The organism is Dyella telluris (assembly GCF_014297575.1).
GTDB classification, from domain to species: domain Bacteria; phylum Pseudomonadota; class Gammaproteobacteria; order Xanthomonadales; family Rhodanobacteraceae; genus Dyella; species Dyella telluris.
The window spans coordinates 4783296-4795735 of the sequence record NZ_CP060412.1; the positions used below are offsets into that span (position 1 = coordinate 4783296).

Annotated in this window: 9 protein-coding genes; 4 read left to right on the forward strand and 5 right to left on the reverse strand. The window is 64.3% G+C overall.

Annotated elements, in window-relative coordinates:
• Positions 1-48: 48 nt before the first annotated feature.
• Entirely contained in the window at positions 49-3036 is a 2988-nt protein-coding gene (locus H8F01_RS20830) for a TonB-dependent receptor (protein WP_238481082.1), read from the reverse strand.
• Between the two features lie 181 nt (positions 3037-3217).
• Here H8F01_RS20830 and H8F01_RS20835 point away from each other — a divergent pair, with 181 nt between their 5' ends.
• On the forward strand, positions 3218-3616 hold the full coding sequence (locus tag H8F01_RS20835; protein ID WP_187056910.1) for a hypothetical protein: 399 nt from the start codon (positions 3218-3220) through the stop codon (positions 3614-3616).
• A gap of 242 nt (positions 3617-3858) precedes the next feature.
• Here the strand turns inward: H8F01_RS20835 and H8F01_RS20840 are convergent, their stop codons facing one another.
• The 3 genes from H8F01_RS20840 to H8F01_RS20850 all read right to left on the reverse strand — a co-directional run bounded on the left by H8F01_RS20840 (position 3859) and on the right by H8F01_RS20850 (position 7437).
• Positions 3859-5490, reverse strand: coding sequence for a family 43 glycosylhydrolase (locus H8F01_RS20840; RefSeq protein WP_187056911.1), 1632 nt, complete (start codon positions 5488-5490; stop codon positions 3859-3861).
• A gap of 251 nt (positions 5491-5741) precedes the next feature.
• Positions 5742-6185: a DUF3592 domain-containing protein gene (locus H8F01_RS20845; protein WP_187056912.1), complete on the reverse strand. Its 444-nt coding sequence runs from the start codon at positions 6183-6185 to the stop codon at positions 5742-5744.
• A 316-nt stretch (positions 6186-6501) separates the two neighbouring features.
• A complete protein-coding gene (locus tag H8F01_RS20850; protein WP_187056913.1) occupies positions 6502-7437 on the reverse strand; it encodes a DUF2268 domain-containing putative Zn-dependent protease in 936 nt (311 codons plus the stop codon).
• Positions 7438-7691: 254 nt separating this feature from the next.
• Here H8F01_RS20850 and H8F01_RS20855 point away from each other — a divergent pair, with 254 nt between their 5' ends.
• The 3 genes from H8F01_RS20855 to H8F01_RS20865 all read left to right on the forward strand — a co-directional run bounded on the left by H8F01_RS20855 (position 7692) and on the right by H8F01_RS20865 (position 11804).
• Positions 7692-8621: a LysR family transcriptional regulator gene (locus H8F01_RS20855; RefSeq protein ID WP_187056914.1), complete on the forward strand. Its 930-nt coding sequence runs from the start codon at positions 7692-7694 to the stop codon at positions 8619-8621.
• A 417-nt stretch (positions 8622-9038) separates the two neighbouring features.
• Positions 9039-9563 (forward strand): hypothetical protein, encoded by a 525-nt coding sequence (locus H8F01_RS20860; RefSeq protein WP_187056915.1) that lies wholly within the window; start codon positions 9039-9041, stop codon positions 9561-9563.
• 120 nt (positions 9564-9683) lie between these two features.
• Positions 9684-11804: an FUSC family protein gene (locus H8F01_RS20865; RefSeq protein ID WP_238481083.1), complete on the forward strand. Its 2121-nt coding sequence runs from the start codon at positions 9684-9686 to the stop codon at positions 11802-11804.
• 16 nt (positions 11805-11820) lie between these two features.
• Here H8F01_RS20865 and H8F01_RS20870 read toward each other — a convergent pair whose 3' ends face one another.
• Entirely contained in the window at positions 11821-12294 is a 474-nt protein-coding gene (locus H8F01_RS20870) for an Lrp/AsnC family transcriptional regulator (protein ID WP_187056916.1), read from the reverse strand.
• Positions 12295-12440: the final 146 nt, after the last annotated feature.

A 12440-nucleotide genomic window follows, 5' to 3' on the forward strand; every position in this document is an offset into this window, starting at 1 on the left:
GCCGGGTTACCCGGCTGCGCACGCTTGCCTCTGCGTTCCTTGCCATCATCAGAAGGTGGCGCGGAACACCAGCTCGTATCGTCGGTCAGCGACGAACCAGCTGCGGGTGTACAGGCGCGTATCCACCGTGCCGTCGGCGTAGCTGGTCGGCCCCATCAGCACCTTGGTCTGGGCGTTGTTGAGGTTGTTCATCTGCAGGCCCACCTGCATGTTCTTGTTGATCTTGTAGAAGATCGAGCCGTCGAGCTGGCCGAAGCTGTCCGACCACGTCGGCAGATGCGTGGCAGCGTCGCTGGTGGTGAGCAGGTAGCGCGAGCGCCAGTTCCAGGCCAGTCGCACCGACCACGGACCGTACTCGTACATGCCGATGAAGTTGTAGCTGTTCTTGGACAGGCCAGCCAGCGGCAGTGCCACACCGGTCACCGTGGTGGCCGAGTAAGGATCGGTCGCCGAGTTCACGCCACCCTGGCTGTCCACGTAGGTGTAGTTGGCCTGCACGCCCAGGCCCTTGAGCCAGCCCGGCAGGAAATCGAAGAACTGCGAGTAGCCAACTTCCGCACCTTTGATCTTGCCCGTGCCGTTGTTGTACGGGCGCGTCACCAGGTAATCCTGACCGCTGTAGGTCTCGGTGCGCGTCTCGGTGCTGATGTAGTCGGAGATGTCCTTGTAGAACAGCGTGGTGTACAGCGAGCCGGTCGGTGCGAAGTACCACTCCAGCGCGGTGTCGTACTGCGTGGCCACCATCGGCTTCAGGTTCGGATTGCCCGCGATGCCGGTCCACTGCGTCACCGCCGTGTTGTCCGCATTGAGCGTGGCCGACAGCTGCAGGTACGGCGACAGCTGGTTGAAGTCCGGACGCGTCATGGCCTTGGACGCCGCGATACGCCACTGCAGGCTATCGGTGAACTTGAAGCGCAGGTTCAGGCTGGGCAGCACGTTGTTGTAGTCGCCGCCGCCGCTGTTGGCGAAATACTGGCCGGTGTACTGCGCTTTCAGTTCATCCGACACGCCCGCCTGCGTCAGGTTGGGGTACTGGCCGTAGCCCGCGGCATCCGTGCTGGTGTGCACGAAGCGGACGCCGATGTTGCCATCCACGGGAATGCCGAGCGCGTCGTCATTGCCGAAGTACAGGATGCCGTAGGCGCCCTGCGTGTCTTCGCTCTGGTTGTTGACGTTCTGCGGACCGTAGACGTCGTTCGGCGACCAGCCCCAGGACACGCCGATCGAATGCAGCAGCTGGTAGGCCTCCTGATAATTCATGGCCAGCGCGTCGGACGGCGCGTAGACCGAAGGCACCTTCACCTTGCCGCGGAAGAAGTTGTTGAAGTTGTACATCACCGCCTGGCTGGGCAGGTAGTTCGCCATGTCGGCCAGGCCCGAGGGACTGTCGATGGTGGCCCAGTTGTCGGTGATCACGCCCCAGTTGTAACCGGTGGTCTTGTTGGTTTCGTCGCGGTTGGTGGTGCGCACGCCGAAACGCATGTACTTCAGCCAGCTGTTGTCCTCGAAGTTGTATTCGAGGTCGAGGCGGTAAGCGCGCTCCATGCCGCGCTGGTCTTCGTGGTGATCCATCGCCGCCGCCCAGAAATAGTTGGCGGGGTTGTTCACATAGTTCGACGGGTTGACCGAGATGCTCGGCTTGGCACCGTTGGAGTCGTCCAGGTACAGGCCCGGCAGATAGGTGGCATCGAACACCGTGAAGTCCAGCGACTTGCTGGTCGACTTCACGAACTGCATGTCACCAGAGAGGATCATCTGGTCGGAGATGTTGTACTTGAACGCCGAGGACCAGTCGGTGGTGATGGTGCGCTGCTGGGCGTAGCGGTTATCGCTGTTGAAGCGCACGCCATCGCCGGTGAGGTTGCCGCGCCACGAATCCGAGGTCAGCCAGCCGTTCTGGAACACGCCTTCCGGGTTGTAACCGAAGGTGGTGCCGGTGGCGGGCGAAATGGCGTTGGAGGTGTCGTTGAAGAACGCCGCATGCTCGTTCCAGTTCATGCGGTAATCCGAGCGCAGCGCCTGCGTGCTCAGCTCCAGGTCACTGTTCGGGCGCCACTGCAGCGCACCGGACAGACCGATGCGGGTGCGACCGAAATCCAGCGTGCGCCAGTCGGCGCCGCCCGGCACGTACACGGTATTGAGGTTGGAGCCAGCCAGCACGGCGGCATCGGTGCGCTTCACGAACGGCTCGTTCTGGATGCCGTCGGTGCGCGTGGCCAGCTGCGAGTAGGCCACGTCGAACAAAGCGCCGAATTCGCCGTGGTTTTCGGTCTGCCAGCGGTTGCTGTACAGGAACGACGTCGAGGGCTTGCTCTTCTGGGACAGGTCGCCTTCGTTGATGCCACCGGTGAAGCCGATCAGCTGGCCCGGTGCGTCGAACGGCATGCGCGTGCGCAGGTTCACCGTACCGCCGATGCCGCCTTCGATGATGTCGGCCGACGGGTTCTTGTACACATCGACGCCGGCCATGAGTTCGGCCGGCACGTCTTCGAAGCTGAGGCCACGGCCGCTGTTGGCGGAGAACACGTCACGCCCGTTCAGCTCGCCGCGCACCTGGGTCAGGCCGCGAATCAGCACGCCGCTGCCTTCCGCCGACGGATGGTCCGGGTCGCCCGGGGAAATGAAGTGGTCCACGGTGACGCCGCTGATGCGCTGCAGGGTTTCCGTGACGCTGCGATCGGGCAGCGCGCCGATGTCGACGGCGGTGACCGAATCCACGATCTGGTCGGCATTGCGCTTGAGATCCTGCGCGGACGCCAGGCTGGCGCGCACGCCGGTGACGGTGATGCCGTCGAGGTTCTTGGCATCCTTGGCGCTGGTGTCTTCAGCTTTTTTCTTGTTCTTCGCATCGGCGGGCTTGGCCTGGTCGCCGGACTGGCTCTGTGCCTGGTCCTGGGTCGCAGCGGCCTGCTGGGCGCGCGCGTTCAGCGGCGTGTAGAGCAGCGCCATGCCGATCGCCACGGCGACGGAAAGGCGCGCCAATGGCAAGGAATGTTGAGTCGCACCGGCGATTTTCCCGTGCACGGTCTGGATCATGGTCAAAGCTCTCCCCGTCTTGTCGTTGGCCATCGGCCGAAACCGCAGGCTGCGTACTCCCGGACCCCCACGATCCGGTGGCTGCATCAGGCCGATTCACGGACCCGGGGCAACCTCACGCGCTCTGCTTGGTGGTGGCGCATGCTGAATTGCGCTGTCGCGGCACACAATTACGAAATTGATGGGCGCGAATAACGTTTCTTCATTTGCGGTTGCCACATCGGGCCGTTCAAACGGCACGCCACTGCGGATTTCCGAGCCGCTTACCGCCCGGAAATCGCAATTCCACCGGCGTCCCAAGCCGGCCAGAGGCTGCCTGGCCGCCCTCACCCTGCTTGTGCGCAACCCTGCCGCAAGCTTCCTGGCGCCAGCACCGGCGGCGGGAGCCATCACGCCGCAACAGGCCCAACTGCGCTGGCAAAAGGCCACAGAAGGCTATGCGCCGGCACGGGCCGCGCTGGTGGCCAAGGTGGAGGAAGGTGCCGCGCTGGGGCCGATCCGACCCGATGGGGCAACACTGCGAAATTACCGGGAACCGGCGTGGCTCGACAACGCCAGATTTGGCATTTTCGTTCGATAAGGCCCTATGCCGTGCTGGCTTTGCCCGCGATGGGCGCGAGCAACCTTCAACGATTGCGGCGGTAAGATCGATTCAGATGTGAACGTTCCCGCCTATTCGGGTCCTTATGGCCCACGCAGCAACGCATCGCACTGAACGATGACCAGCACGCGGGTCATGGCTGGGCCCAAGTTTCAAACGCCTTGCGAGCCGACCCCGCGCCTGACGCCACTGCCGCCAGGCACGGAAATCAGCGAGGGATATCAGGCGATGGCGCGATAGGTGAAGTTGCGCATCAGCACACTGCCCTCGCCCGCGCTGTAGACGCCGATCTTCAGGCTGAGGAAGCCGCCGAAGGTGTTGTGGTGGAGCCCGGAGACCTCCATGCGCAGGCCATGCAGCTGCCAGGTTTTTCCGCCATCCACCGAATAGTGGTACGTCACCACATTTTCCTGATTGGTCACGCGGATACGAATGCTGGATGCTTGCATCGGCACGCGCATCCAGGGCTGTTCCTCGGCGTATTCAAAGGTTTTCAGCACGTGCTCGCGCTGGGAAAGACCGACGCCGACGAAAGCCTTGCCGTTGTAGAACAGCAGCAGGCCGCCTTCGGCGCCACCGGTCAATTCGAGCGTCACCTCGGCCACATAGCTGCGATCACCCGGCAGGCAGGTCAGCGGCGAGCAATCCACCGGCGAACCACCCTTGGCGGCCAGGCGCAGGCCACCCGCCTCGTAGTTCAGCCGCCTGGTTTCTTCAGGCTTGGGGTCGAACAGGCTCCACTGCACGCCAAACTTGCGGCTGCTGAAATCGTCCGACAGGGCCAGGCCGTTCGGCCCGCTCACGCCACCCTTCGGCTTGGGCAGCGGCCGCGAGAGATCGCCACCCCTGGCCTTGAACCAGCCATCGGCGGTCCATTCGATGGGTTCGAGCAAGGTCTGGCGGCCCAGCGTGCGGAAGCCGTTCTCGTAGCCGTGATAGACCATCCACCAGTCGCCCGCCGGCCCTTCGACCAGCGTGGCATGCCCGCGCGACCACCACGGTTCCGCTGCACTGACCGTACGTACCAGCGGATTGTGCGGGCAATGCTCCCAGGGGCCATGTATGGAACGGGAGCGCGCCGCGATCACCATGTGACTGGTCGGCGGGCCGGCCGTGCCACCTACCGCCGTCACCAGATAGAACCACTTGCCGTGCCGCAGCAGCTTCGGGCCCTCGGGAGCAAAGTCCTCGACGACCCAGTCATCGGGATAGCGCCAGGGGCTGTAAGCCGGTTCCAGCTTGCCGTCGGCGGCCAGGCCATCGTCGGTAAGCCGCACGCGGCGGATGCCATTGACGAACAGGTAGCGCTTGCCGTCTTCGCCCACGATGTGGCCCGGATCAATGCAGCCATCGATATGCAGGTCGATGGGGTCGCTCCACGGCCCTTCGATGTGATCGGCCCAGATCACGTACAGCGCCCAGCCGCGATCGCCCGCACTGGCCGGGATATAGATGAAATAGCGACCGTTGTGCTTGCACAGGTCCACCGCGAACACGGTGCCCAGCGGTTTGGTCAGCGCGGCGGTCACCGGCGCCCAGTTCACCAGGTCGGTGGAATGCCAGATCACCAGCCCCGGGCACGCATAGAACGACGTGAACGTCATGTAGTAGTCGCTGCCATCCTTGAGGATGGTCGGATCGGGATGATCACCCGCGACGATCGGGTTCAGGTAAGTGCCATCGCCGAGGTCAGCCATGCGCTGCCCTTCGATGCCGGCGCGCTGCCGGGCGGCCTTGCCGCCGGGTTGCGGAGCAGCCTGCGGCCCCGCGATGGCTGTGCCCATGGAGAACGGCGCAGCGGCCGCTCCTGCCAGCATCAGCTTGATAGCATCTCGACGCGAACCATCCACCATGAAAACTCTCCGCCACGCGCAATCCACAAGCGCCCGATTGTGCATGGCGAAGCGCCCCGACCCGCTTATGAAAGTCGCCGCGAGCGATTGTTTTTTTTAATCGTGCACACGTGGCACGTCTCCACGCCACGGGGAGCGTCCACACCATTCCAGTTACGGGAAGGCAGCCTGGCGGCTGCCGGGGATGTTCAATGGAAGCCGTCGGGGGACGTCAGGGACCTTCGCCAAGCTGATCACTGACGCCTGCGTGGTCAACCTATGCCCGTTTTTTTCCGAGGACTGAAGCAGGCAAAGATCATGATCAAAAAAACGGCCAGCACGACCGTTTCATGCCACCCCCAGACAGCAAGCTCGACCACTGATGTCCCAGGATCAGCCGGGTCGTAATACACCGTCAGGCGGCCGGTTGAACCCATCGTCATGGGCCGATCATTGCGCGGCGGCTCACTCACTGCCGCATATTTTTTCCCCGCAACCACATAGGTGTATGCAACACCCGGCACCATGATTTTTTGCATGCTCTTTCCGGATATCCAGCGGGGCACCATGATCGAAGTGACCGCCGCTGCCTCCGTGGATGGCCATGAACGCTGAGCTTCCAGCTGATAGATCTGGTAAGCAAGCACACCGCCGAAGGTGAGCAGAACCATGCCTTGGAACAGGCGTATCGACAGATATACGAGCAGGAAGCGCATTCGTTGTTACCGCATTTCAGGTGGATCCGCATGAACGTGGAGCCAGGGGCGGCCCACAAAGCCCTTATCCCAGCGCTCTCTCCGGCGCAGGCCGGAATGACGAGCCATAAAACGCGAGGCGTCTTTCCAGCAACTCCAATGCACGATTCAAGCCAGGCGACGCTGGCGCCCAGGGTCAAACTGCACAACGGGCCGCCATCGTAAGGTTCCGTCACCGGGCAATCGACCAGACCCGTCCGAATTGCGAGTTGCGCTCGCTGTCCGAGGGCGAACCCTTGCACGGCCCTGGCCTCACGTCGAACGGCGCAGAAGATCCCTAGGGCAACGGAATGCCGGGATACCAGCCGCTTTTGGCCAGGAATGCCTTGGGGTCGGACATGCCAAGAATTTCGCGCAGGGCCTGACGCTTGTCGGCTGCATGCTGGTAATAGGCTTTGGCGATGCGGTAGCCGACCCAGTAGCCCATGTCGCCGGGCTTGGTCAGCGTGCCGTTGTAGAGCCACGCGGAAAGATCGGTGTTGTCTTCATCCGCGGCGAAGCGGGTTTCGATCTCCTTCTCATGCCCCCTGGCCATCGCCGCCAGGTGCGCGTAGGACACGCGGCCGGCGATCTGTTCGCCGACAAACTCGGCAGAGCCTTCAATCAGGGACGCCTCCAGCACCGTTGGCTTGGCATCATCGAATACACCAGGCGCCAGCTGCGCCTGCTGCACATGCGCGTATTCGTGGGCAAGCACGTAGACGAAACGGTCTTCCAGATTGGCGTCGAGATAGCTGATGGCGCACAGGGCTTCCAGCCCGACCATGACGCCGGACGCATCGGCAATGGCCACCGGTTTGCCGCGCCCCACGGCAATGGTCAGCGGCGCGGAACGTGCCGATGGGTCGAGCTGCATCAGCTTGTCGAGCGCCACATCCAGCCGCTTGCGTGCCTGCGGCAACACCGCCATGCAGCGTTTGGCATCCGCATACATGGCCGGATGCGCCGCGATGGCATCGGCAATGGCTTTGCTGGTGGTGTGGCGCTGCTCGAAAAAGCGATGCAGGCCATCCGACCCGTGGTCGACATAATCACGCTGGATCGGGTCGACCGTCGGATGCCCGCCGGCTGCGTCGTAGACCTTGTAGAAGAGGTAGACGTCGTCGATATGGATGGCGGGTGTCGAAGAGGCTTCGACGGGTGCGGCGGGCGCCACCTGGGTCCATGCCATCGCGAACAAGATCGCGCCTACCTGCCTCATGGTCTTCTTCATCCGCGCCTCGCGAGGGAAAGAACCAGCTGCCACTTGCCGACGAACCCGATAATCCCGCCATTTCAGGGCATTGCAGGGCCCTGACAACCGGATTTCCCGGCACTTCATCACGCGACCGGTGCAGCTCCTAGTACCATAAGTCACCACACGGCACCGCCAGCCCCTCGGGTTTGCGCGTCCGCTTGCTTGAAGGCGGCTCTCGGGACGAGAGCCTGCATTCCCCACCCCCGCATCGGCAACACGATCTTTCCATCATGGAACCCTATCGATTCGGCGACATCGCTGCGTTCGTTGCCGCCGTCCGGTCCGGCAGCTTCACGGCGGCCGCCAGCGGACTGGGCCTCACCCGTTCCGCCGTAGGCAAGAGCATCACGCGACTGGAAAGCCAGCTTGGCGTGCGGCTGCTCCATCGCACCACGCGCAAGCTCAGCCTCACCGACGAAGGCGCCGTCGTGTATGACCGCTGGCGGCAGATCCTGGATGAGCTGGAAGACGTGGACGCCACCATGGCGCTGCGGCGTAGCCGCCCCACCGGCACGCTGCGACTGATGGTGCCGCCCTCGTTCGGACGACGCCACATCATGCCGGTGATCCACGATTACCTGAAGCAATGGCCGGAGCTGCGCGCGGAGCTATGGTTCACCGATCGCTACGTCAGCGTGATCGACGAAGGCTTCGACCTGGCGATACGCATCGGCGCACCCAAGGATGACTCCATGGTGCTGACGCGCACGGTGGCGTGGCAGCAGTTCATGGTCTGCGCATCGCCCGACTATCTTGCGCGACGCGGCGCACCGCAGACGCCGGATGACCTGGCCAGCCACGACACCATCGTCTACATCAACGCCGAACGGCCGCGCCCGTGGCGACTGCAGACCGCTGATGGCCCTTATGTGCATGAAGGTCCCGGTCGCATCAGCGTCGACAACTCCGATGCGATACGCGAATCCGCACTGGCCGGTATGGGTCTGGCGCATCTGGCCAACTACGTGATCGGCGACGACCTGCGCGCAGGTCGGCTGGTCGAGGTACTGCAGGCCTATCGTCCGCCGCCGGACCCGATCCGGCTGGTCTATCCCAGCAAGCGGCATCTCACGCCACGCACACGCGCCTTCATCGACTTTCTGGTGGAGCGGTGGGCCGATGGCGTGCCATGGGAACCGGGCAGCTCGCCCGCGCCCTGAACTGGAGCGGGCGGCTCGTCTCACACGCACGCCGCGAGCATTGGGGACTGGCAGGACCGTCTGACGGGCGCCGCAGGTGATTTATCGATGATGGCGATTCCGTGACACTGGCGCCCCTCGCCGCTCCCCGCACCTTCGAGCAATGACTGCTTACGTGTTTACCGCGCAACCCATGCGCTGCACAGGCCGCGCCATCCATCCGGGTGCCGCCACCGGCTGACACTCCCCCTCCGCTTTCCCCGAACCGACAGGTAACGCATCACGCGGCAACGACTCGCCGCGCGGGCTTCCGCGCCCCGGATTCGTGCCTGCCCACGCATCGATGGCCCCGGGAACACACGTTGCCCGGCGAACCGACGCGTCCACCCCGCGCGACACGCGCCGCGCCCCACTGCTGCCCCAGAGAGAAACTCCGCCATGCACACCTCATCCCGCCTGATCGCCTTCGCCTGTGTCGTTGCCACGCTGCTGCTCACCGGCTGCCATGCCACCGTCGACGCGCGCTGGGCCAGTTCCGACGACACGGTCGACCACTGGAAGAAGGCCATGCCGAACCTGCCGGTGGAAGTGCGCGGCGCCCTGCCCGGCACAACCCATGAACAGATCGCGCAGGCCATTCCCAACGCCAAGGTAATGAGCACCCATGATGTCGACCCCACTGCGGCACGACTGGTGGTGGAACTGGGCCAGCGTGCAACGCCGCGCGATGACGCCTACTGCGCCGCGCCGGCCTCGGCTATTGCTGCGGGCAATGCACCGGCGCAGCAGACCATGACCTTGACCATCTGCGATGGCGCCCGCCTGGTGGCAACCTCGAGCCGCCCGATCGACCCGGCCAAGGCGTCAGTACCGGAGCTGGCCAGTCGCGTGGCCAGCCTGAAGAAGCTCGCGCTTATCGGCATCTCGCGCGAGCAGATCGACGCGTACCAGATCCAGGGTTGACCCCGGAGCAGCAGCTCGCCTGCCGCAGCACACCCGCGCATGCCGCACGCCCTTCGTGTGGCATGCGTCGCCTCGTCGTCCCGGTTTCGCCACATCCACCTCTCGCACAGCAAGGACACGATGAGCACGGCAACCATGGATCGCCCGACGCCGCTCCCACGCTCGCGCATGGCCCTGTTTCTGGCAGGCGAACGACAGTCATGGATCTTTGTGTTCAAGTGCCTGCTGGCGCTTTACCTCACGGCGTGGCTGTCGATGCTGCTGCAACTGCAGCAGCCGGCGACGGCGATGATCACGGTGGCCATCGTGATGCATCCCCAGCGCGGCATGGTGCTGGCCAAGAGCTTCTATCGCGCCATCGGCACGGCCGCCGGCAGCCTGTTTGCGCTCCTGCTCATGGCCATCTTTCCGCAGCAGAGCGAACTGCTCGTGCTGTGCCTGTCGCTGTGGGTGGGCTTGTGTTCCGGTGGTGCAGTCCTGCACCGCAACTTCATGGCCTACGGCTTCGTGCTGGCGGGATACACCGCGGCCGTGGTGATCCTGCCGGCGGTCAGCGACCCGCATCGCATCTTCGACTCGGCCATGCTGCGCGTCAGCGAGGTGATGCTGGGCATCGTCGTGGCCGCACTGGTCAGCGACATCGTCTGGCCGGAAGACGTCCGCGCCGCGCTGCGAAGGACAGAGCGCGAACATTACGAGGATTTCATCGCCTTCGCCCGCGAAAGCCTGTCCGGCAAGATGCCGCGCACCCAGTTGGAGCAAGCACACCTGCGTTGCGTGCGTGCCGCCGTGCAGCTGGAGGATATGCGTGCATCGGTGATCTTCGAAGATCCGCAGGCACGCGTCCGCAGCAGCCGCATGCGGCTATTGAATCTGCGTTACATGGCGGCCGCCACCAGCATCCAGTCGCTGCTTCACCTCATCCATCGGCTGGAGCGCAGCCAGCACGGCCGCACGGCGCGCGCACTGATGCAGCTCTACGCCCCGGTGGGCGACGCACTCGCCAGCACCGCCACGCTCACCACCCGTCTTGACGCGTGCCAGGCACAACTGCCCACGCTTGCAGCACAGCTGCGCGCCACGCTACGCCAGCAACCGGATCTGCTATTGCAGTTCGACAGTGGCGCCACGCTGCTGCAGCGCTTCGCCGGCGAACTGCGCGATTTCGTGGCGCTGGATGCCAGCCTGCGCGATACACCGGGACGCCTGCGCGGCGCCACGGAGCGCGTCGTCTTCAAACGCTCCAACGACCGTGGCGCGGCACTGATTGCCGCCACGCGCACCTTTCTCACCATGGCCGGCCTGGGTGCGTTCTGGCTGGCCACCGACTGGCCTTCGGGCACCACCGCCATGCTGCTGGCCACGCTGTTCAGTGGCCTGCTCGCCACCATGAGTACGCCGGTGGCGGCCACCACCAACACATGGGTCGGGTTCGCACTGGGCGCCGTCGCCGCCTATGTGTCGTCGTTCTGCCTGCTGCCCGGTGGCGACGGTTTCACCATGCTGGTGCTGGGCACCTTGCCGCTATTGATGATTGGCCCCTACCTGACGACCCGCAACGCCACGCTGCCTGGCGTGGGGGCCGGATACACCCTGGGTTTCGTGTTGATGCTCGCGCTGAAGAACCCGATGGTCTACGACCCGGAGCATTTCATTAACGAAGCACTGGCGTCGCTGTTCGGCCTGATGATCACGGGCACCGCCTTCATGGTGATGCCCGCCGTGGTCGGCAGCCGGTGGCTGCGAAGGCGGCAGATGCAGCAACTGCGCCGACAGGTGCAACGGGCGGCGACAGCGCCCTTGCCCGGCCTACTCTACGCCTTCGAGAGCGGCAACCGCGACCTGTTCCACCAGATCGTGCAGCACACCCGGCATGGCAGCGCCGAGTCACGCAGCCTGATGTCCTGGGGGCTGGCGATCCACGAGTGCGGCCGCGCGTTGCTGGAGTTACGACAGGACCTGCAGCACCACGCCTTGCCGGTGCGCGTGCGTGCATCGTCCTTGCGTGCGGTACAGGCACTGGCGCAGCTGTATGACCTGCCGGGCGCCGAGCAGTGGAACCGCGCCGACCACGCGGTGGAACGCGCCATCGTGCAGGCCCGTCGCGCCCTGCCGCGCGCGCGCACCAGCTGCCATCCCGTGCTCTCGCATCTGCTTCAGCTGCGCAATGCCCTGCGCGATGACGAGTCGGCACTGGCTCCCTACATCGCCACTGCGGCAAAGAGCACTCCGTCCCGGTAAGCGCAGCGCCTTCCCATCACACGGGCAGCATGGTGGTTTTCTTCACCGTGCGCAGCGCCAGGGTGGATTGCACACGCACCACGCCAGGCAACTGGGTGAGGATTTCGGTGTGGATGCGCTCGAAATCCGCCGAGTCCGCGTATGCCACGCGCACCATGTAATCGGCGGCACCAGCCAGCAGGCAGCACTCGGTGACCTCCGGATGGTCGTGGATGGCGGCCTCGAACGAGTCCAGTGCGGCACGCCCCTGCTGGTCCAGCGTGATCAGCACGAAGGCCGTGCCCGGCATGCCGGCGATCTTCTCGTCCACCAGCATCACGTAGCGCGAAATGAGCCCGCATTCCTCCAGCAATTTCACGCGGCGCAGGCACGCCGAGGGGGACAAATTGATCTGTTGCGCGAGCTCCAGGTTGGTCAGTCGACCGTCCTGCTGGAGCAGCCGGAGGATGGCCCGATCGCGGTCGTCGAGGGCGATTTCGGAATGCTGCATAAAATTTCACGATGCGCAGGAAAAGTCGCCAGACATTCTACATTGACCGCCACGGCAATGAATAATCGGCAATTTATTGCTTGATATCTAATTCATACTGCTGCACCGGCGCCACCCCTGGTGGACCCGCAAATCCTTCCTACCCA